This is a genomic window from Kribbella koreensis, assembly GCF_039525325.1.
Classification (GTDB): domain Bacteria; phylum Actinomycetota; class Actinomycetes; order Propionibacteriales; family Kribbellaceae; genus Kribbella; species Kribbella koreensis.
Map to the genome: position 1 here is coordinate 227,971 of NZ_BAAAHK010000007.1, position 20,713 is coordinate 248,683.

The 20,713-nt window shown below is 67.8% G+C and carries 21 protein-coding genes and 1 riboswitch; of the genes, 10 read left to right on the top strand and 11 right to left on the bottom strand.

Annotated features, from left to right (window positions below):
- Positions 1-43 precede the first annotated feature (43 nt).
- A complete protein-coding gene (locus ABD116_RS14935) occupies positions 44-1,162 on the top strand; it encodes a mandelate racemase/muconate lactonizing enzyme family protein (protein ID WP_343969193.1) in 1,119 nt (372 codons plus the stop codon).
- Entirely contained in the window at positions 1,162-2,106 is a 945-nt protein-coding gene (locus ABD116_RS14940; RefSeq protein WP_343969195.1) for a dihydrodipicolinate synthase family protein, read from the top strand. The genes ABD116_RS14935 and ABD116_RS14940 overlap by 1 nt, the downstream gene beginning before the upstream one ends.
- On the opposite strand, the gene ABD116_RS14945 is transcribed toward ABD116_RS14940, so the two are convergent.
- The 3 genes from ABD116_RS14945 to ABD116_RS14955 are packed head-to-tail and all read right to left on the bottom strand — an operon-like array spanning position 2,081 to position 4,891.
- A complete protein-coding gene (locus tag ABD116_RS14945) occupies positions 2,081-2,824 on the bottom strand; it encodes an amidohydrolase family protein (protein ID WP_343969198.1) in 744 nt (247 codons plus the stop codon). The genes ABD116_RS14940 and ABD116_RS14945 overlap by 26 nt on opposite strands.
- The gene (locus ABD116_RS14950; RefSeq protein WP_343969201.1) at positions 2,824-3,672 is read right to left on the bottom strand and encodes an amidohydrolase family protein; all 849 of its coding nucleotides are present in this window, start codon (positions 3,670-3,672) and stop codon (positions 2,824-2,826) included. Before ABD116_RS14950 ends, ABD116_RS14945 begins: the two co-directional genes overlap by 1 nt.
- Positions 3,665-4,891, bottom strand: a complete 1,227-nt coding sequence (locus ABD116_RS14955) for a DegT/DnrJ/EryC1/StrS family aminotransferase (RefSeq protein ID WP_343969205.1) — start codon at positions 4,889-4,891, stop codon at positions 3,665-3,667. The genes ABD116_RS14950 and ABD116_RS14955 overlap by 8 nt, the downstream gene beginning before the upstream one ends.
- A 160-nt stretch (positions 4,892-5,051) precedes the next feature.
- Here ABD116_RS14955 and ABD116_RS14960 point away from each other — a divergent pair, with 160 nt between their 5' ends.
- Complete coding sequence (locus ABD116_RS14960; protein ID WP_343969208.1) at positions 5,052-6,281, top strand: helix-turn-helix domain-containing protein; 1,230 nt, start codon at positions 5,052-5,054, stop codon at positions 6,279-6,281.
- 361 nt (positions 6,282-6,642) lie between these two features.
- On the opposite strand, the gene ABD116_RS14965 is transcribed toward ABD116_RS14960, so the two are convergent.
- The gene (locus ABD116_RS14965) at positions 6,643-7,665 is read right to left on the bottom strand and encodes a zinc-dependent alcohol dehydrogenase family protein (protein ID WP_343969211.1); all 1,023 of its coding nucleotides are present in this window, start codon (positions 7,663-7,665) and stop codon (positions 6,643-6,645) included.
- Positions 7,666-7,724: 59 nt separating this feature from the next.
- On the opposite strand from ABD116_RS14965, the gene argG reads away from it, so the two are divergent.
- Positions 7,725-9,179, top strand: a complete 1,455-nt coding sequence (gene argG, locus ABD116_RS14970; protein WP_343969214.1) for an argininosuccinate synthase — start codon at positions 7,725-7,727, stop codon at positions 9,177-9,179.
- A gap of 154 nt (positions 9,180-9,333) precedes the next feature.
- On the opposite strand, the gene ABD116_RS14975 is transcribed toward argG, so the two are convergent.
- Complete coding sequence (locus tag ABD116_RS14975) at positions 9,334-9,609, bottom strand: ubiquitin-like small modifier protein 1 (protein WP_343969217.1); 276 nt, start codon at positions 9,607-9,609, stop codon at positions 9,334-9,336.
- Positions 9,606-10,874, bottom strand: coding sequence for a threonine synthase (gene thrC / locus ABD116_RS14980; protein ID WP_343969220.1), 1,269 nt, complete (start codon positions 10,872-10,874; stop codon positions 9,606-9,608). The genes ABD116_RS14975 and thrC overlap by 4 nt, the downstream gene beginning before the upstream one ends.
- Before the next feature lie 14 nt (positions 10,875-10,888).
- Positions 10,889-11,029: riboswitch (SAM riboswitch) on the bottom strand.
- Between the two features lie 137 nt (positions 11,030-11,166).
- Here thrC and ABD116_RS14985 point away from each other — a divergent pair.
- Both ABD116_RS14985 and ABD116_RS14990 read left to right on the top strand, forming a co-directional pair.
- The gene (locus ABD116_RS14985; RefSeq protein WP_343969223.1) at positions 11,167-12,024 is read left to right on the top strand and encodes a glycoside hydrolase family 16 protein; all 858 of its coding nucleotides are present in this window, start codon (positions 11,167-11,169) and stop codon (positions 12,022-12,024) included.
- Between the two features lie 13 nt (positions 12,025-12,037).
- Entirely contained in the window at positions 12,038-12,835 is a 798-nt protein-coding gene (locus ABD116_RS14990; RefSeq protein ID WP_343969226.1) for a GntR family transcriptional regulator, read from the top strand.
- Here ABD116_RS14990 and ABD116_RS14995 read toward each other — a convergent pair.
- Positions 12,758-14,005 (bottom strand): cation:proton antiporter, encoded by a 1,248-nt coding sequence (locus tag ABD116_RS14995; RefSeq protein WP_343969228.1) that lies wholly within the window; start codon positions 14,003-14,005, stop codon positions 12,758-12,760. The two genes, ABD116_RS14990 and ABD116_RS14995, sit on opposite strands and share 78 nt — an antisense overlap.
- A 201-nt stretch (positions 14,006-14,206) precedes the next feature.
- Positions 14,207-15,160, bottom strand: a complete 954-nt coding sequence (locus tag ABD116_RS15000; protein ID WP_343969231.1) for a DNA-3-methyladenine glycosylase family protein — start codon at positions 15,158-15,160, stop codon at positions 14,207-14,209.
- Positions 15,161-15,205: 45 nt separating this feature from the next.
- On the opposite strand from ABD116_RS15000, the gene ABD116_RS15005 reads away from it, so the two are divergent.
- The gene (locus ABD116_RS15005) at positions 15,206-15,661 is read left to right on the top strand and encodes a hypothetical protein (protein WP_343969234.1); all 456 of its coding nucleotides are present in this window, start codon (positions 15,206-15,208) and stop codon (positions 15,659-15,661) included.
- Between the two features lie 127 nt (positions 15,662-15,788).
- A complete protein-coding gene (locus tag ABD116_RS15010; protein WP_343969237.1) occupies positions 15,789-16,286 on the top strand; it encodes an FxLYD domain-containing protein in 498 nt (165 codons plus the stop codon).
- Between the two features lie 46 nt (positions 16,287-16,332).
- Here ABD116_RS15010 and otsB read toward each other — a convergent pair whose 3' ends face one another.
- The 3 genes from otsB to ABD116_RS15025 are packed head-to-tail and all read right to left on the bottom strand — an operon-like array spanning position 16,333 to position 18,085.
- Positions 16,333-17,166 (bottom strand): trehalose-phosphatase, encoded by an 834-nt coding sequence (otsB, locus tag ABD116_RS15015; protein ID WP_343969239.1) that lies wholly within the window; start codon positions 17,164-17,166, stop codon positions 16,333-16,335.
- Entirely contained in the window at positions 17,163-17,774 is a 612-nt protein-coding gene (locus ABD116_RS15020; RefSeq protein ID WP_343969241.1) for a LytR C-terminal domain-containing protein, read from the bottom strand. Before ABD116_RS15020 ends, otsB begins: the two co-directional genes overlap by 4 nt.
- Positions 17,775-17,776: 2 nt before the next feature.
- Positions 17,777-18,085 carry a DUF3263 domain-containing protein gene (locus ABD116_RS15025; protein ID WP_343969244.1) on the bottom strand — a complete coding sequence of 103 codons (309 nt, stop codon included), beginning with the start codon at positions 18,083-18,085 and terminating at the stop codon, positions 17,777-17,779.
- Positions 18,086-18,278: 193 nt separating this feature from the next.
- On the opposite strand from ABD116_RS15025, the gene ABD116_RS15030 reads away from it, so the two are divergent.
- Both ABD116_RS15030 and ABD116_RS15035 read left to right on the top strand, forming a co-directional pair.
- Positions 18,279-19,715, top strand: coding sequence for an amidase (locus tag ABD116_RS15030; protein WP_343969247.1), 1,437 nt, complete (start codon positions 18,279-18,281; stop codon positions 19,713-19,715).
- The gene (locus ABD116_RS15035; protein ID WP_343969250.1) at positions 19,706-20,707 is read left to right on the top strand and encodes a Gfo/Idh/MocA family protein; all 1,002 of its coding nucleotides are present in this window, start codon (positions 19,706-19,708) and stop codon (positions 20,705-20,707) included. Before ABD116_RS15030 ends, ABD116_RS15035 begins: the two co-directional genes overlap by 10 nt.
- The last annotated feature ends 6 nt before the right edge of the window (positions 20,708-20,713 follow it).

Below are 20,713 nucleotides of genomic sequence, written 5' to 3' on the forward strand. Positions count from 1 at the left end.
GTAAGTGCTTTTCCTACAGAGCGCGACTCCAGGGGGCGGACTCATGAGTGTTGCATCGCAGCCCATCGGTCTGCCGGCCGCCGCGGCCACCGGTGGTATCGCGCGGATCCGGACCCGGGTGGTGCGCGCAGCGTATCGACGGCCGTTCCGGATCAGCAGCGGGGTCAGCAACGAGCTGGTCAGCTTGGTGGTGGAGGTCGAGACGACCGACGGCGTCGTCGGCGTCGGGGAGACGTCGCCGATGACCGCATATACCGGCGAGACGCTGGCAGGCGTCCGTACTGCGATCGAGGACCACCTTGCGCCTGCCCTGGTCGGCCACGACCCACTCGACCGGGCCGGTGCTCATCTGCTGATGGATTCCGCGCTGCGCGGCCAGCATGTGGCCAAGTCGGGGCTGGACATCGCTCTGCATGACTTGGCGGGTGTTCTGAGCGGGTGGCCGGTGCATGTCCTGCTGGGTGGCAACATCCGCTCTCGGGTGGAGACTGCTTGGGTCGTCGGGCTGGGCACGCTCGACGAGATGGCGGCGGAGGCTGCGGAGTACGCCGAGCGTGGGTTTCGGCATCTGAAGGTCAAGGGCGGCGAGGACCCTTCGCGGGACCTCGAACTGGTCCGGGCCGTCCTTGCTGCGCTTCCACCGGGCGCAGAGCTGTGCCTGGATGCCAATGAGGGGTACGACGCGGGTACTGCGCTGCCGGTGCTCTCCAAGATGGCTGACGCGGGTCTGGCGCTGGTGGAGCAGCCGCTACCGCGGTGGGATCTGGCCGGGCTGGTGCGGCTCAGGGAGCGGCTTGACCTGCGGCTGATGGTCGACGAGAGCATGCAGTCGCTGCAGGACGCTCTGGAGATCGTGCGGCGGGGTGCTGCGGACGTACTGAACATCAAGATCCTCAAGGTGGGTGGGCTGCATCGTGCGCTGCAGATCGCTCATCTGGCCGAGGCGGCCGGGGTGGCGGTCAAGGTGGGGTCTATGCCGGAGCTAGGAGTGGCGACGCTGGCCGCAGTACACCTGGCGGCGGCGGTGCCGGGTGCTACCGTCCCGGCTGACCTGGTCGGACCGCTGCTGGTCCGTGAGGAGCCATTGGCTCCCAAGACCTTCAGCGACGTCAACGGCTGGGTGGAAGTGCCTACCCGGCCAGGACTGGGGCATGACCTCTGATGCACGCACTGGTTGAGCAACTCCGCGGCACGCTGCTCCCTGCTGTCGTCACACCGATGAGCGCTGATGGTGTGGTCGCTTTTGACGCTCTGGCTGCCTATGCGTCTGCCATCGCGGCAGGGCCGATCGGTGGAGTGGCGGTGTGGGCGCATACCGGGCGGGGGCTCTACCTGAGTGAGGCGGATCGCGGGAAGGTCCTGGCGACCTGGCGGGCAGCTACTACGGCTCCTCTGGTCGCGGGGGTCGGCGTGCCTCGTAGTACCGGGGTTGTGGGGTTGCGGGAGGCGGAGGACGCCACGGTGGCGATGGCTGTAGCGGCCGCGGGCTTCGGGGCCGATGCGGTGATGGTCTATCCGCTTGCTGCGTATGCGGAGTCGGCTGATGGCTCGGCTGCGGCGGTGCGGTTGCATCAGCGGGTTGCTGCCGAGAGTGGGCTGCCACTGGTGGGCTTCTACCTGCATGGGGAGGCTGGTGGGTACCCGTACCCGCCTTCGCTGATCAAGGAGTTGCTGTCGCTGCCGGAGATGCTCGGGGTGAAGACGGCGACGCTCGACCGGGCCGTCGAGTGTCAGGACGCGATCTGGGCGGGGCGTAGTACGGGGAAGTTGCTGATCACCGGCGAGGACCGGATGTACGGGCCGTCGATGATGTGGGGCGCCGATACCGCTCTGGTGGGCATCGCTGCTGCGCAGGTGGAGCTCTCGGCCGCAGTACTGCGTGCGTGGACCACTGGGGACTCGTCAGGCTTCTTGCTTGCGTCGGAGCGGCTTGACCGGTTCGCCGCCGCCACCTTCTACGCTCCGATCGAGGGCTACGTCCAGCGCATGCTGTGGGCCGCGGTCTGGGAAGGGCTCATCCCGGAGGAAGCCGCGCACGACCCCTACGGCCCCGCGCTGCCGGCCGCGGACCGCGACCTCGTCATCCATTGTCTGCAAGGCCTTTGAACAGTCGCAGCGCATTCTCCGACAGCACCTTTCTCAACTCCGGCTCGGTGAAGCCCGCATCCCGGATCACCCCGAGCGAAATACACGGGTCGATCAACGTCGAGTCCGTCCCGAACAGGAACTGCTCCATCGGCACGCCGATGCTGCGGGCGTAGGCAATCCGGCCCGCGTCCGTCACCGTCCGGCAATGCTCGAGATAGATCCGCTCGCACTCGGCCGCGGCCCGCGCCGCCTCTCGCCAAGCATCGCCTCCCGCATGCCCCGCGATCACCTTGAGATTTGGCCTGGTGGCCAGCATCCCCGGTAGCAAGGCGACATCCGCTCCCCAGGTGTGCAGCAACAACGGCACCCCGACCTCATCCAGCATGTCGAACGCGTCCGCCATCAACGGCGATCCGATCGCCACTCCTGGATAAGTCGTATGAATCTTCGCCCCCACGAACCGCCCCGTACTCAGGCAGTCCCTGAGATCCTGCGCACTTCGTTCCAGCCGATTCGCGTTCACCACCGCATACCCGTGAAGCCGCGGCTGCTGTTGAAGCACCTCGGCGAGCTTCGCATTCCCCGCCACCGCGTCGAACACGACCGCCTCGGCACCCGACACGATCTGCCGCTCGATCCCATACCGATCCATCAACTCGAGATTGAGCGCAACGTCCCCCACGTCCAGGTGGAACGGCCAGGGTCCCCAATGTCCATGCACGTCGATGATCCGCATCAGCCCATCAACCCCTGGATGTTGCCCCCAGCAATCAACGCCCGATCCTCAGCACCGATCCGCGCATACCGCAACCGCAACGTCTGCGGCGAGACATCCATGAACGGCGTCCGCGACCCGAACACCAGATGCCGAGCCCCCACACCGTCCACCACCCGCTCGATCCCATCCGGACTGGACAGCATCCGCGTGGTCGCCCTGAACCCGGGCTCCTGCTTCGCCATCAGCACGAAGTCGCCGAGCAGATAGACATGCAGATCCAGGAAGACCACATCCGCCCCACGCCCGGCAAGCACCGCCCCGAACTTCCGCGGATCCCCATCCTGCAAAATCACCATCCCCCGCGCGACCGCCTCCCCAACGACATGCCGGTACGCCGGAGTCTCCCCCTGCACCCCCTGCGCCCCGGTGAACAGCCGCAGAAACCGAACCCCGCTCCCCACCAGCCCATCCAGCTGCTCCGCCGCCCCCACCGCATCCCGGAGGTCAACCGTCCCCACAGGAACCAGCCCCACCTCCGAGCCACCACGACGCCCAGCATCTTCACCCATCCAGCCACCTTGCCCAGCAGCCCCACCCGGCCGCCCTTCACCGGACGGCGAGGTCGCCGAAGGCGACGGGTTGGGGGGTTGGCGGGTGGCGGCCAGCGTCTCCGCGTTGCCGGCTTGGTCGGAGAAGAGGGCGCCTCGGGTGGAGAGGGTCAGGGCGTTTTGGATGTGGTGGTGGGACAGGTGGGCCTTGAGGCCGGCCAGGTCCATGTCCGTGGGGTGGCTGGGCCAGGGGCCGAAGAGGACGTCTACGTCGTACTGGATGTGTTCCTCGGGTGACCGGATGAGCCAGTCAGCCATGGGGGTGCACCTTCCGGATCGCGCGGGCGATGTCGTCCACGTCAGTCTCGGTATACGCCTCGTTCCACGGCAGGACAACCAGCGTCCGGTCGATCAGACGCTCGGCGTTCGGGCACAGCCCGGCTGGGTACTCCCTGCCCTCCAACGGATAGCGGGAGGTTCCGTAGATCGGTCCGGTGAAGACTGGGTTCGCGTAGAGGGTACGGTCCAGGTAACCGGCTGAGGCAGGTACACCTTCGGCGGTCAGCGCCTCGGCCCACACATGGTTGTCACCAGCAACGATCAGTGGGAACAGCCAGAACGCGTGGCCCGCCAGCGAAGGCAACGCAACCCCAGCCAGCACTCCCTCGGCCGACACACCGGTGGGCCCGTGTCCGCTCAGACCAGCGGTCCCGCCGAGCGCCGCCACCAACTGCTCCGCCGACCGCCGTCGGCGCTTCACCACGTCGGCGACCTTCGCCAACTGCGCCCGCGCGACGGCGGCGACCAGCTCGGTCATTCGGTAGTTGAGGCCCAGTACCAGGTGCACTCGCCCGCCCGAGCGGTCCCAGCCCTTGTCCATGAAGAGGCGCATCCGGGTCGCCAGGTCAGCGTTGGCGGTGATCGCCAGCCCGCCGTCGCCGGCGGTGATGTGCTTGTACTGCTGCAAGCTGAAGCAGGCGATGTCCCCGAAGGTCCCGAGCAGCTCACCACCGGCAGTCGTCCCAAGCCACGCCTGGGCGCAGTCCTCGATCAGCACCAACCCATGCCGGTCAGCGATCGACCGCAGCCCCACCACGTCAGCAGCCCCACCGAACAGATGCACCACGATGATCGCGCGGGTCCGCGGCGTGATGGCCGCCTCGACCGCCACCGGGTCCAGGTTCCCCGTCATCGGGTCCACGTCGGCGAACACCGGTACGCCGTTCTGCGCAAGGATCGGCGCGACCGTCCCGAAATCGGAGATCGGCGTCGTGATCACCTCGTCGCCCGGGTCGAACCCCACGGCCGCGACGGCGAGGTGCAACGCCGCAGTACCGGAACTGCAGGCGACCGCATCCCGCCCGTACAGCTCGCCCATCTCCGCTTCGAGGGCCCGCGTCTCGCCGCCGAATGTGCTGCACAACACAGCCGAGTCGAGCACCCGCAGCACCGCCGCACGCTCCTGCGCGCCGATGGTCCGGCCGGCCGGTTCGAGCACTCCGGGCAGCGGCGTACGGCGTACTGGGTCACCGGTCATGTGCGCCTCTCCCAGTCCGCGATAATTTAGGCCCTGACCGAAAGGTAGGAGACGGCGTCAGATGGCGTCAAGTTTCCTCACATCGCGCAAGCAGTGCGCTATTGTGCCGATTTGAGGGCCGGACCTGAATCGAAATCGGCCTCCGGAGGAGCGCAGCGCAGTGATCAGCGTCGGGATCATCGGCCCGGAGGACCTGGTCCAGCGTGTCCTCGCAGTCGGTACTGCGAACCACCCGGCGACTCTCGTCCCGCTGCCCTACCGGCACGAGACGGAGGCCGTCCAGCTGGTCGAGCAGGTCCACGAGCGGGTCGACGCGATCCTCTTCACCGGCGTCGTGCCGTTCACGATCGCCACCGAGGCCGGTGTGATCGACCGGCCTGCGATGTACGTCTCGTACGACGGCGCCACCCTGCTGCGCGCGCTCGTCGAGCTGCTGCGGCTCGGCCACGACGTCACCCGGCTGTCGATCGACACCCTGCGCCGCAGTGAGGTGTTCGAGACGCTGATCGAGGCGAAGCTGCCGACGGACGACATCCAGGTACTTCCGTACCGGGCCGGACTCACGTCCGGCGACATCGTGGCCTTCCACCGCAATGCTCGCGAGCAGCACGAGACCAAGATCGCGATCAGCTGCCTCGGCTCGGCCTTCCACCTGCTGGAGAACGAGATGCCGTCGGTGCGGCTCGCGCCGTCGCGGTACTCGATCCAGTCGACCCTGCAGGCGCTCGTCCTCACCACTACCGGTCAGCACGTCGGAGACGCCCAGGTCGCCCTCGGCATCATCGAGCTGCCCGAGCCCGACGAGGCGCTCGCCCGTGACCTGATCACCCTGGGCGGCAGTCTCGCCGTACTACCCGACGGCCGGAACCTGGTAGTCACCACCCGCGGTCTCCTGGAACAGGCAACCGAGCAATTCAGCCGCATGCCGCTACTGGACGCTCTAGCCGCCCGCCACGCCACCGCCCGAGTCGGCTTCGGAGTAGGTCGCACCGCTGCCGAAGCCGAGGCACTAGCCCGCCGAGCCGTCTCCCGCGCAGCCTCCATGGGACCGGTGGCCGGGGTCGTCTCCATGTCCGACGACGTAGAAATAGTCATCGAACCGTCCAGCGACCAGGACCAGCCACTCCCCGACCGCGCCCCCGAGTCCCTCCCCCTGTTAGCCCGCCGAGTCGGCCTGAACACCCAGACCCTCTCCCGCATGCGAGAACTGGTCGCCACCCTCCCCGACGGCCTAACCACCCAAGACGTAGCCGAACACCTGGCAGTCCAACTCCGCACCGCCCGCCGAGTCCTCAAACGCCTGGAGCGAGCCGGCCTAGCCGACCCCATAGGCAGCCAACAACACGGCCGAACCGGCCGCCCCCCAACCGTCTACCTAATCCGCCTCTAGCCCCACCACCGCCCGCTCTGACCACCATCCGGCGAGCTTGAACACCATCCGGCGAGCTTGAACACCGTATTACTTGTCGACGCCCCCCATTTGGTGTTCAAGGTCGCCACTTGCACTCCAAGCCCACCAGTAGTGGGCTTGAACACCAACCGGTGGGGTTGAACACCGTATTACTTGTTCACGCCCACCATTTGGTGTTCAAGGTCGCCGTTTGGTGTCTTCGGATGCGTGGAGGCGCTTGGCCGGGTGGCGGGTTACCGGGCGGTGTGCCAGGGGATGGTTGCCAAGGCGGCGGTTGCCAAGGCGGTGGTTGCCCGGGGGGGTAGTTGCCGGGGGGGATGGTTGCCCCGGGGGGGTGAGGTCAGGGGGTGATGACTGTTACGCCGGCTGGGGTGCCGTTGGTTAGGGCGGCCAGGGCTGTTGGGGTTTCGTCGAGGGTGATTGTGCGGGTGATCAGCTTGTCGGGGGCGAGGTTGCCGGAGGCGACGAGGGCGAGCATCTCGGGGTAGGCGTGGGCGGGCATCCCGTGGCTGCCCAGCCATTCAAGCTCTTGACCGATGAGCCGACCCACATCCAGCTGTACGCCTCCCGGCAACAACCCGACCTGTATGTGCCGCCCTCGCGGCCGCAAGGCGGTCAATGCGGTCTGGACGATGGCAGCGGAGCCTAGGGCGTCCATCGTCACCTGCGCCCCACCGTCGGTCAGCTCCAGCAACTCGGGCACGACATTGGACGATGACAGCACCACCTCAGCGGCGCCGTACGAGCGGGCCAACTCCAGAGCCACAGGGTTGGTGTCGACAGCTATGACCCGGGCACCGAGAGCGGCGGCGATCATCACCGCGGACAGGCCGACCCCGCCGCAGCCGAAGATCACCACGTCCTCGTCTGCAGCAACCCGCCCGACCTGCCGCACAGCGCGGAAGGAGGTGGCGAAGCGGCAGCCGAGGCCAGCCGCAGTGCCGAAGTCCAATCCATCCGGCAGCCGCACCAAGTTGACCGCAGCGAACGGCAGGGCGACGTACTCGGCGAAGGAGCCCCAGTAGTGGAAGCCGGGCTGCAGTTGACGAAGGCAGACCTGTTGGTTGCCTGCCAGGCACTGCTCGCACGTACCGCAGGCGCAGATGAACGGTGACGTCACCCGATCCCCTACGGCCCACCCGGAAACACCGGCTCCAACAGCAGCAATCGTCCCCGCCAGTTCGTGACCCGGTACGTGCGGCAGCACGATGTCCGGGTCGTGGCCCTGCCACCCATGCCAGTCACTCCGGCACAGCCCCGTCGCCTCCACCTTCAGCACCACTCCACCCGGCTCAACCTCAGGGGCAGCGACTTCCTCGACCACGGGCAGTACGCCGTACCGGCGGATCACAACAGCGCGCATGCAGCGCATCCTATCCACCCGGTTTGCATGATCATGCAGACCAATGCATACTTATTCTCATGTCCAAGGTCATCACGTCTCTGCCCGTCGGCGAACGGGTCGGCATCGCCTTCTCCGGAGGGCTCGACACCTCGGTCGCGGTCGCGTGGATGCGCGACAAGGGCGCGGTCCCCTGCACGTACACCGCCGACATCGGGCAGTACGACGAGCCCGACATCGACTCCGTCCCCGGCCGCGCCGGCGAGTACGGCGCCGAGATCGCCCGGCTGGTCGACTGCCGCGCGGCGCTCGTCGAGGAGGGGCTGGCCGCGCTGACCTGCGGCGCGTTCCACATCCGCACCGGCGGCCGGGCGTACTTCAACACCACCCCGCTGGGCCGGGCCGTGACCGGCACGCTGCTGGTCCGGGCGATGCTCGAGGACGACGTCCAGATCTGGGGCGACGGCTCGACGTACAAGGGCAACGACATCGAGCGGTTCTACCGGTACGGTCTGCTGACCAACCCGAAGCTGCGGATCTACAAGCCGTGGCTGGACGCCGCCTTCGTCACCGAGCTCGGTGGCCGCAAGGAGATGAGCGAGTGGCTGGTCGCCCACGACCTGCCGTACCGGGACAGTACCGAGAAGGCGTACTCGACCGACGCGAACATCTGGGGCGCGACCCACGAGGCGAAGACGCTCGAGCACCTGGACACCGGGATCGAGACGGTCGAGCCGATCATGGGCGTCAAGTTCTGGGACCCCGAAGTGGAGATCGCCACCGAGGACGTCTCGATCGGCTTCGTCCAGGGCCGGCCGGTGACGATCAACGGCAAGGAGTTCGGCTCGGCCGTCGACCTGGTGCTGGAGGCCAACGCGATCGGGGGCCGGCACGGGCTCGGGATGTCCGACCAGATCGAGAACCGGATCATCGAGGCCAAGAGCCGGGGCATCTACGAGGCGCCGGGCATGGCGCTGCTGCACGCGGCGTACGAGCGGCTGGTGAACGCGATCCACAACGAGGACACCGTCGCGTCATACCACAACGAGGGCCGCAAGCTCGGCCGGCTGATGTACGAGGGCCGCTGGCTCGACCCGCAGGCGCTGATGATCCGGGAGTCGCTGCAGCGCTGGGTCGGCTCGGCGATCACCGGTGAGGTCACGCTGCGGCTGCGGCGGGGCGAGGACTACTCGATCATCGACACCACCGGCCCGGCGTTCAGCTACCACCCGGACAAGCTGTCGATGGAGCGGACCGAGGACTCGGCGTTCGGCCCGGTCGACCGGATCGGCCAGCTGACCATGCGGAACCTGGACATCGCCGACTCCCGCGCCAAGCTCGAGCAGTACGCCGGCCTGGGCCTGATCGGTACCGCCCACGCCCAGCTCCTGGGCGCCGAGACCAACCAGCTCGGCGAGACCACCCTGATCGGCGAGCTGACCGCCGGCGGCGCGGACGCCATCGCCTCCCGCGGCGAGACCAACCCGGCCGACGAACTGCTGGACAGCGCCGCGATGGAGTCCGGCACCGACTGACGAAGTACGAGCAAACCAGGAGCCCCCAGCCCGACTACCGGCTGGGGGCTCTCACATCTGCGGGGTCAACCCCCGAGGTGGTGGGTTGCCTGCGCAGATTCTCGCTAGGCAACCCACCACCTGAGGGGTTAACCCCTCAGATGGTGGGGCGGGGTCAGCCGCCGGCGACGGCGGGGATGATGGAGACCTGGCCGCCGTCCTTGATGGCCGTCTGGAGGCCCTCGGAGAAGCGGACGTCGTCGTTGTCGACGTAGATGTTGACGAACCGGCGCAGCTCACCGGACTCGTCGAGCACCCGGCCCTTGATCCCCGGGTACGACGTGTCGAGCGACTCCAGCACCTCGCTCAGCGTCGCCCCCTCGACGGAGACCTCGGAGGCGCCCTGGGTGTAGGGGCGCAGGATGGTCGGGACTCGGACGCTCACACTCACTGCAGACCAGCCTTCACGAAGGCGTCGTACGACGCGGGGATGGTGACCTTCGGGCCGACCCGGTCGGCCACGGCGTCGAGCGTCTTGAGCCCGTCGCCGGAGTTGATGATGACGGTCTCGGCGTCGGGGTCGAGCTGCCCCGTCTCGATCAGCTTCTTCAGCGTCGCGACGGTCACCCCGCCCGCGGTCTCGGTGAAGATGCCCTCGGTCCGGGCGAGCAGCTGGATGCCTTCGATGACCTCTTCGTCGCTGACGTCCTCGATCACCCCGCCGGTACGCCGGGCCACGTCGAGCACGTACGGTCCGTCGGCCGGGTTGCCGATCGCCAGCGACTTCGCGATCGTGTCCGGCTTGACCGGCTTCACCACGTCATGACCGTCGCGGAACGCCTGCGCGACGGGCGAGCACCCGGTCGCCTGGGCGCCGTAGATCTTGTAGTCGGTCGCGTCGACCAGGCCCAGCTTGCCGAGCTCGGTGAAGCCCTTGTCGATCTTGGTCAGCTGCGAACCGGACGCGACCGGGATCACCACCTGCTGCGGGATCCGCCAGCCGAGCTGCTCGGCGATCTCGAAGGCCAGCGTCTTGGAGCCCTCGGAGTAGTACGGGCGGACGTTGACGTTCACGAACGCCCAGCCCTCCTCCTCACCGGCGATCTCGGAGGCGAGCTTGTTCACGTCGTCGTAGTTGCCCTCGACGGCCACCAGCGTGCCGCCGTACACGGCCGTGGTGATGATCTTGGGGCGCTCGAGGTCCTGCGGGATGAACACGACCGAGCGGATGCCGGCCCGGGCAGCGGCCGCCGCGACGGCGTTGGCCAGGTTGCCGGTGGAGGGGCAGGCGAAGACCTTCATGCCCAGCTCACGGGTGGCGCTCAGGGCGGAGGCCACGACCCGGTCCTTGAACGAGTGCGTCGGGTTGCCCGAGTCGTCCTTCACCCAGAGCTTGCGCAGACCGAGCTCGCGGGCGAGGTTGCCGGCGTCGATCAGCCGGGTGTAGCCGGGCTCGGTGTTCGGGAAGCTGGCCACGTCGACCGGGACGGGCAGCAGCGGCTGGTACCGCCAGATGTTCTTGGGTCCGGCTTCGATCTGCTCACGCGTGATGGTCGGGAACTCGTACCCGACCTCCAGCGGACCGAAGCACTCCATACAGGCGTAGAACGGGCCGAGTTCGGATTTGGCGCCGCACGCGCGACAGCTCAGATGGGTTCCGTTGCCGAAGGCACCTTCACGGATGGTGTGGGTGGTGGCGGCGGTACTCAGGCTCATGACGGAGTTTTCCCTCCTCATCTTCCCTGCGCCGGATCTCGGTACAGGACGGATTTGGCACCGTTCCGCCGCCGGCGCCTCGGATCGAGTGCGCAGAACGGGGAGGGTTGCCGGGACTTCAACGGGCCGTTTCCCTCAGTCCCTCTGGATGAGCACTGCCGAGATTACCCAATCGGGTCCATATTGTGTCTTCCGTTCCCACCATGCGAGACAGCCGATCTCATCCCTATATTTGACCACTTCTTGACCAGTGTGGCATCGTGGCATGCCCGACCACACCCCAGGAGGTGTCATGAGACGAGCCCGCCCCACGGCCGCGTTGATCGCTGCCGTCGTCGCCTCGGCAACACTGACCAGCGCGTCCGCCGCGGCCCAGCAGAAGCCCGAGTACGTCCGCCCGCTGGCGATCAGCTGGCAGGACGAGTTCAACCAAGCAGCCGGTACGAAGCCGAGCGCCGCGCGCTGGAACTTCGAACTCGGCGGCGAGCCCAACTGGGGCAACGAGGAGTGGCAGTACTACACGAACCGCCGCGAGAACGCGTCCACCGACGGCGCCGGCAACCTCGTCATCAGCGCCCGCCGGGAGCGGCTGGCCGGGATGGAGAACTGCCAGTTCGGGCCGTGTGACATCACCTCCGCGCGGATCACCACCAAGGACAAGTTCGCCCAGGCGTACGGGCGGTTCGAGGCCCGGATCAAGACGCCGGCCGGGCAGGGCCTGTGGCCGGCGTTCTGGATGATGGGCAGCGACATCGACGAGGTCGACTGGCCGGGCAACGGCGAGATCGACATCATGGAGATCATCGGCAAGGAGCCCGGCACGCTCTACGGCACCGTGCACGGACCGGGGTACCACTCGGAGAACGGTCCGGGCGGCCAGACCTCGTTGCCTGCTGGGCAGAAGTGGTCCGACGCGTTCCACGTCTACAGCGTCGACTGGTCACCTGGTGAGGTCATCTGGAAGGTCGACGGACGGCAGTACCTGCGGATCACCCCCGCCAACCTCCCGCCCGGCAAGAAGTGGGTCTTCGACCACGAGTTCTACCTCCTGCTCAACCTGGCCGTCGGCGGGGTATGGCCAGGTCCGCCGGACTCCTCGACACCGTTCCCAGCGAAGATGCTGGTCGACTACGTCCGGGTCTACAGCTAGCGTTCGGAGTCTTGTGACTGCCAGCCTTCGGAAGCGCGATCGCGCTCGTGAATACCTGATCGGCCTGATCGAAGCGCGGGCCGTTGGTCAGGCGATCCCGTCGGAGCGTCAGTTGTCCACTGAGCTCGGGATCTCGCGCCCGACTCTTCGGGCGGTCGTCGACGACCTGATCCGGGATGGCTGGCTGGTTCGCGAACACGGGCGTGGCATGTTCGTCGGCAGTCCCAAGATCGTGCAGGAGATCGTGGGCGGCCCCACCTCGCGCGGGGCCGCCTATCCGTTGGCTCCGGGGACCTGGACGAGTCGGGTGCTCGACCATGTGGTCATCCCGGCCGGCATGACTCTCGGCAGCCGGTTGCGGGTTACGTCCGGTACGCCGGTACTGCGTATCTCCCGCCAGCGGTTCGTAGATGGCGAGGCGATCTCGGTGGAGACGATCCATGTGCTCGATTCCCTGGTCCCGGGGATCGACCTCGGCGCGCTGGAGAGTGGGTCGTTTTATGGGTTGCTGCGGGACCGGTACGGCGTAGTACCGACTGATGCCGAGCAGGTGCATGAGGCTGCGGCGGCTTCCGCTGCTGAGGCGGCGCTGCTCGGGGTGGCCGAGGGGGCGCCGGTGCTGGTGCTCGAGCGGGTGGCTCGGGATCAGTACGGGCGGGTTTTTGAGTTCACCCGGGCTGTGTATCGCAGTGATCGGTACCGGGTGACTACCCAGCTGTCGCTCAGCTCAGGCTCAGGTGGCTCGGTCGCGGCGGAGGTCGAGCATGCGCATGAGTGGGGTGGCGGCGACACCGTGGACCACGACGCTTAGTACGACGGTGAAGCCGACAGTGGCCCAGAGCCACGGTAGGTCGGTGCTGAAGTCCTTGCCGGCATAGGCCAGGTAGAACACCGACCCGACGCCTCGTACGCCGAACGCTGCCGCGACCCAGCGTTCGGACCGGCGCATCGGCGTACGGGCCAGGGACAGCCAGGCGGTGAGCGGCCGTAGTACCAGCACGAGGAGCAGGCCGATCGCTGCGCCGGCCCAGGTCAGTGGCTTGAGCAGGCCGCCGGTGATCGCTACGCCGAGCAGCAGGAGGATCCCCCAGGTGAGGATGTGTTCCAGCTGCTCGATGAACCCGTGCAGGTCCTCATGGAAGTCGTGGCTGCGCTCCGAGGCTCTGAGGGTCAGGGCCGCGATGAAGACGGCGATGAATCCGTAGCCGTGCAGTACCTGGGCGAGCCCGTAGACGCCGAGCGTCATCGCCAACGCCAGCACTGGTTCGCGCGAATCGGCCAGCCGGAACGTGCGCGACGGTGCCTCGAACGCCATCTTCCCGAGCAGCCAACCAGCCCCCGCGCCGACCGCCACACCGATCAAGGTCTTGCCGATCAGATCCCAGGCGAACCATTCCAGCGCCCAGCCCCCGACCGCTCCCTTCGTCGCCGCGAACACCGCGGCGTAGATGAACGGAAACGCCAGCCCATCATTGAGCCCAGCCTCCGAGGTAAGCGCAAACCGCACCTCGTCATCCTCCTCAGGCTCAGCCCCCTCCCCGGTCGAAGGCCCCTGCACCTGTACGTCCGACGCGAGCACCGGATCGGTAGGAGCCAGCACCGCCCCCAACAGCAAAGCCGTAGCCGGCGCCAACCCAACCAGCCACCCCACGCCGGCCACTGCGGCGATACAAGCCGGCATAGCAACCAGCAACAACCGCCAAGTCACCGCCCACCGCTTCCACCCAATCGGCCGATCAATAGCCAGCCCCACCCCCATCAAGGCGACCAGAATCGTCAACTCAGCCAGATGCTCAGTAATCCCCGACTCAGCAATCGGACTGACCCGCCCACGCTGGACGAACACCCCCAACAACAGCCCAGCCCCCACAAACGCAATCGGCGCCGAGATGGCATACCGCCGTAAGAGCCGCGGCAACACAGCCCCCACCAACAACGCCACACCCGCCACCAGGTACAGCCCATCCCCATCAATCTCCATATTGCGCACCCAGTGCCCAACCCAACCACTACGGAACCGCACCGCGCAGGCCGAGAGCCCAACGCGGTCGTGCCGCGCAGCACGGGGCGCGGCACAGCACGCAGGCCCCAGGGCGAGGCGGCACGGGTGGGGCGCCACCATCCAGGGGTGCCGAGGTGGCGCGCAGCGCCACGAGGTTGGGGATGTGGAGCGGTGGGTGGGTTAGCGGAGGCGGTGGGTGGCGCCGGGGGTGTGGGTGGGGAGGGATTTGCGGGGGCCGTAGCGGGGGTGGTGATGGCCGGCCAGGCTCAGGAGGGCTTGGACTCGGTAGCGGTGGCCTCGGTAGGGCTCGATTAGTTCGGCGCAGGCTTCGTCGTCCAGCTCCTCGCCGGTCAGGGCGTAGGAGACGTCTCGGGAGACGTGGTAGTCGGCGAAGGAGAAGGCGTCGGCGTCTCCGTGGGCGCGTTGGCGGACCTCGGCGGCTGTCCAGACACCGACGCCGGGCAACGAACGCAGGCGGCGCTCGATCTCGGCGCCGTCGGTCAGCTCCAGCGTCCGCTCCAGCGCGGCCGCTCGTGTCGCCGCGGTGATCACCACCCGCGACCGGCGGCCCTCGACGCCGGCGCGCAACCACTGCCAGGACGGGATCATCCGCCACTCCTCGGGCGACGGCGGCACCATCATCTTCCGCCCGTCCGGCGAGCCCGGACCGGGCGCGGGCTCCCCGTACTCCCGCAGCAACATCCGCCACCCGGCGAATGCCTCCTTGCCGGTCACCACCTGCTCGATCCCAGCCGCCGCCATCGCCTCGAACACAGCCCGAGTCCGCGGCACCCGGAAGTCCGCAAACCGCCGAGCCGCATCCACCAGCGCCGGATGCTCCGCCAACGGCTCGAACCCTTCCCAGCTATCGGCCTCCCCCAACAGCTCCGGCACCCCATCCAACGCCCACGCGGCCCCCGGCCCCCACGCCTCAGCCTCGACCTCTCCCACCCCGGAGTACGGCGTAAGTCTGATCAACACCGCCCCGTCCGGCGTCCGGGTGGCCCGCCAAACAGTCCGCCGCCCCGCCTCGAACACATAAGCAGGATCCCCCGGCCCCTTCCGCAACCCCCCAATCACCACATGCGGATCCACCACCCGCCCAGCCCGCCACCGCCGCACCACCGAAGTCACCCGCCAAGTCTTACCCACCCCACCGACACAACCGCATACTGAGTCATGGCACTGACCAAGTGGCAGGTCGTGAAGCTGGTGTGGAACACGGTCAATTTGTCGACGGTCGCGGGGGTGGTCGTCGGGCTGATCGGGCGGGCGAGGTTCAGTCGGGGGCCTCGGGGGTTGTTCTATGCGACTGGGTACAAGCTGAGGTTTCCGGTGGCCGGTGCGTTCACGATCGGGAACATGATTCTGACCAAGCATGATCGGGCGTACTTCGAGGCGCGGCCGGTTCTGGTCAGGCATGAGGAGCGGCATTCGTGGCAGTACTTCTGCCTCTTCGGCCTGCCGATGTTGCCGTTGTACGTGCTGGGGGTCGTCTGGTCGTTCCTGCGGACCGGGTGTCCGGCGTCGCGTAATCCGTTCGAACGGCTGGCCAGTCTCAAGGACGGCAACTACGACGAGAAGCCGGTCAGACCGCTCGGCCAGATCCTGAGCCAGACCTTCCGGCGGAGCTGATCCGGCGCGGAGGTAACGGATCGTAGATCAATGTGGGCCGATCAGGGGCCGAACATAGACGCACCGTGACATCGAGGGCCAGTGTTCGCGTCAGGTTCGACGCAACACATCCGCCCGAGGGGGGCACATGTCACAGCAGGTACCGCAGCAGCCGCATGTCCAGTATCAGCCGCAGATGCAGCCGCCGAAGAAGAAGCACACCGCCCGGAACGTCTTCATCGTCATCGGGGTTCTCTTCCTGCTGGGCGTCGGCGGCTGTTTCGCCATCGTCGGCTCGGTCGGCAACAGCGTGTCCAAGAGCATCGACGAGGACGCCTCGAAGAACGCGCCACGGCCGGTGACCGTCGGTACGGCGTTCACGCTGGGCAAGCACGAGACGCTGGCCGGCTGGACGGTCAAGAACGAGAGCGGGATGTTCACGGTGACCGGCAAGGTCAAGAACACCAGCAAGGCGACCTCGTCCGCGTTCCTTCATCTGAAGTTCCTCACCGCGACCGGTGAGGTGCTCGGCAACGTCGGCTGCAACTCGGCGGATCTGGAGCCGGGGCAGACCCAGGTGCTGAACTGCATCCCGGACGGCAAGTTCGGCAAGTACACGAAGATCACCGCCGAGGCGACGTTCTAGCTGACGGACGAGGCAGGAGGGCCCGTCACCCGGGCCTTCTTGCCGGTCAGCGAGTGGCGATCGCGTCCGATAGAGCGGTGAGGACGGTGACTACGCCGGAGGGGTCGTCCACGACGATGTCGGCGGCGTCGGTGAGGGCGGTGGCGCCGGAGGAGCGGGTGGCTACCAGTACGCAGTGGAGGCCGTCGCTGCGGAGGGTGTCGAGGGCTTCGAAGGCTGCTAGGTCGCCTAGGTCGTCGCCGGCGTAGAGGACCGAGCGGGCGTTGGTGGAGTCGATCAGTCGGCGCAGGGCCACGCCCTTGTCGATGCCGGGCGGCCGGAGCTCTAGTACCAGGTTGCCTGGCTCCAGGCGGAGGTCTACCGACTCGGCCAGGTCGGTCAGGGGCTGGCGTAGGACTTCCAGGGCGGGCAACGGGTCCGCTAGCCGGCGGGTGTGGACTGCTAGTGAGCTGCCCTTGTCTTCCACGAAGGCATCCGGGTAGCCGACGCTGGCCAAGAGCGCAGGGAGCTTCTCCCGCGCTATCTCGACACCAGGTGGCACCGGGTCGCTGGTGACGGCACCAGTGGACGCCTCCCACCGCTCAAGCCCGTAGTGGCCCAGTACTACGAGACGCCCCAACCCCGGATGCCCAGTAACCCCAGACAGCTCCGTAGCCACCAACGCCGGCCGCCCAGTCACGATGGCCACCTGCCCCACCGACCGAGCCAGCCGGGCCAGCGCGTCGAGTGCCCCATCGGCTGCCCGCGACATCGACGGGTCCTCCACCAACGGCGACAGAGTGCCGTCGAAGTCCGAGGCGATGACCGCCCCGGCCGGATCCGCGACGATCGCTTCCCAGCCCTCCCGCCCGGCTGCAGTCGCCAGTACGGGAGTACTCATCCTGCGTAGTCCGAGGTGAGGATGACCGTGAGTCGATCCTTCTTCATGTTGTCGAGGGCGTCCTTGGTCCGGCTGATGCCGAGGTCGCGGGCGAGCTGGCTCGCCTCGGCCTGCATACCGGCCGGGAAGTAGACCGTGCTGGCGACGATCTTGCCGTGCCAGTTGTCCTTGCCGGTGACGATCCAGCCGGTCTGCCGGGCCCGGACCGAGACGTCTTCGGCCAGCCCCTTGCGCGGGGTGTTGTTGTAGATCTCGACGGCCGGCCGCTCGGTCACTGGGATCGATGCCGGAGCGCTCGGCGGTACCGAGGCCGGCTGCGAAACCGGAGCCGACGTAGGCGCCGAGGACGGCGGTACCGACGGCGGCTCGGAGGAGACCGGCGCGGACGGCGGCACGGTCGGCTTCGACAAAGGCGCCGACGGCGCCGACGGCCTGGGGGTGGTCTTCGGGGAGGTCTTGTCCGCGGCCGGCTTCCCGGAGTCGGCGACGGAGTCGTTGCCCCGGGTGCCGAACAGCACCAGCAACCCACCGACGATCGCGACGACGGCGAGCACGGCGACCAGAGACGAGAGGACCTGGCCCTTGTCGTCGCGCTGACGGCGGTTCAAACTCAGACCTCGATACCCAGACGCCGGGCTGATCGGGCCCGTTGGCGAGCGGCCCGCAGCCGGCGCAGCCGCTTGACCAGCAGCGGGTCGTGCGCGAGGGCCTCGGGCCGGTCGATCAGGGCGTTCAGCACCTGGTAGTACCGGGTCGCCGACATCTGGAACTGGTCCCGGATCGCCTGCTCCTTGGCACCGGCGTACTTCCACCAGTGCCGCTCGAAGCCGAGGATGGCACCGTCCCGGTCGGACAACCCAGCGACGGCCGGCTGGCCCGCCTCGGCGGGGCCGGAGGTGCTGGCGTTGGCGCTGTCCATCTGCTGGTGACTCCCGTGCGGTCGGTGATCGTCCGTCCGCGCTCCACCCTACGCGGAGAACGACAGGCATGTCATTCACCGCGTCAACTACAGAGTGTGTGTCGCGGCAGCTTGTCGGGTATGTCGCGGCAGGTTGTCCAAGGCGCACCCAAGCGGACGGCCGGGCGGGGTCAACTCTGGCAGGATCGACGGTGTGAGCTCAACTCGACAGGGCCCCGGCGACGTGTCGCCCGGTCCGCGAACCGCCGTCGCGACGGTCGAGGAGCTGCAGTTGCGGTACTCCGAGCTGAACCCGCTCGTGAACGCCGTCTGCACCCCCAACCCAGCCGCCCTGACCGAAGCCGTCCGACTGGACACGGAGCGTGACGACGGCCGAGCCCGTGGCCCTCTCCACGGCCTGCCCGTCCTGGTCAAGGACAACATCGACACCGCCGACCTCCCCACCACGGCGGGCTCACTGGCGCTGGCCGACCAGCCACCTCCCCCGTACGACGCCCCGCTGGTCCGCCGCCTGCGCGAGGCCGGCTGCATCATCCTCGGCAAGACCAACCTGAGCGAGTGGGCCAACTTCCGCGGCGCCGCCTCCTCATCCGGCTGGAGCGCGTACGGCGGCCTGACCCGCAACCCGTATGCCCTGAACCGCTCGGCGGGCGGCTCCTCCAGCGGCTCCGGCGCAGCAGTCGCCGCCGGACTGGCCGACCTCGCGATCGGTACCGAGACCAACGGCTCGATCGTCTGCCCGGCAGCCCTGAACGGCATCGTCGGCCTCAAACCGACCGTCGGGCTGATCCCGCAGCAGGGCATCGTCCCGCTCAGCCACTCGCAGGACACGGCCGGCCCGATGACCAGGACGGTCCGCCAGGCGGCCGCGCTGCTGACCGTGATGAGCGGCGGCGGCATCGACTTCGAGGCCAGCTGCCAAGGCGACGATCTCACCGGCGTTCGCATCGGAGTACCGCGCGGGCCTTTGTGGGGGTACTCGAACAGCCTCGACCAGATCACCGAGCAGGCGCTGACCCTGTTGTCAGCGGCCGGCGCCACGATCATCGACCGGCTGTCGCTGCCGTCGCCGGGCAGTGAGGAGGACCAGCTCGCGATCCTCTCGTACGAGATGAAGGTCGACCTCGCCGCTTATCTCGCCACTCGTCACCCGGGCGGCCCGCGCACCCTCGCCGACATCATCGCCTTCAACAAGGCGAACGCGGACACGGAGCTGCGGTACTTCGGCCAGGAACTCTTCGAGCGTTCCGAACAGACCGACGGCCTCGACTCCGCCATCTACGTCGCCGCCCGGTTGTCCGGCCTCCGAGCCGGGCGTGACGGGATCGACAACCTGCTGCGCGACAACCAGCTCGACGCGATGGTCACCCCGTCGTACTCACCGGCCTGGGCGATCGACCTGATCAACGGCGACCACGTGCTCGGCAGCTCGTCCTCACATGCGGCCCTGGCGGGCTACCCGCTGCTGGCGGTGCCCTCCGGCCTGGTCGAAGGCCTGCCGGTCGGGATCACCTTCCACGGCACCGGCCGCAGTGACGCCACCCTCATTCGCTTGGCGCACGCGTTCGAAACCGCGAGAATCAAGGCTCACGGCCCGTTCCCGACCCCGGAGTTCAAACCATGGGTGTAGATCGTGTCCGCTGGGGAATCGTTGCTACTGGCAACATCTCCACCTCGTTCACCGAAGACCTCGCCGTTCTCGGCGACGAGGCGGTGGCGACGGCCGTCAGCTCCCGATCACTGGAGAGCGCGAACAAGTTCGCCGACGAGTTCGGCATCGAGCACCGCTACGACGACTGGCGCCGGCTGATCGACGACGGCCACGTGGACGTGCTCTACATCGGTACTCCGCACCCGCAGCACTACGCGATCGCCCGGGCCGCCCTGCAGGCAGAGATCGCCGTACTGTGCGAGAAGCCGGTCACCCTGACCGCGAAGCAGGCCCGCGATCTCGTTTCCGTCGCCCACGAGAACAACACCCTTTTCGCCGAAGCGATGTGGATGCGCACCAACCCCGTCATCCAGGCGTTCTTCGCCGACCTCGCCAAGGGCACCATCGGAGAGCCGACGGACGCGCTGGCCGACTTCGGTTTCCACAAGCCGCAACTGCCCGCCCGGCTGCTCGATCCCGCGCTCGGCGGCGGCTCGCTGATGGACGGCGGCATCTACCCGATGACCTTCGTCCACATGGCACTCGGCAACCCCGACGAGCTGAAGGCCGTCGGCTCGCTCAACGACGACGGCATCGACCTCAACGTCGCGATGTCGTGGCGCTACGACTCCGGCGCCGTCGCCGCGATCACCTGCGGGCTCCGGTCGCAGCACCCCTTCACCGCCTCGGTCAGCGGTCCCGAGGGCAGCTTGCTGCTCCCCAGCCGCTTCCACAATCCCCCGTACTACATCCGCAGTACAGCGGCCGGACAAGAGCGCGTCGACGTACCGGCGCATGGGCTTGGGTACCACTATGAAGCAGCCGAAGTGATGCGTGCGCTGCGCGCCGGGCAGATCGAGTGCCCGGCCCTTCCGCATGCCGCGACGATCGAGATCCTCGGGCTGCTGGACGAGACACGGAGACAGATCGGGGTCAGCTACCCCGGCGACGACGAATACCTGGGTGGATAACAACTG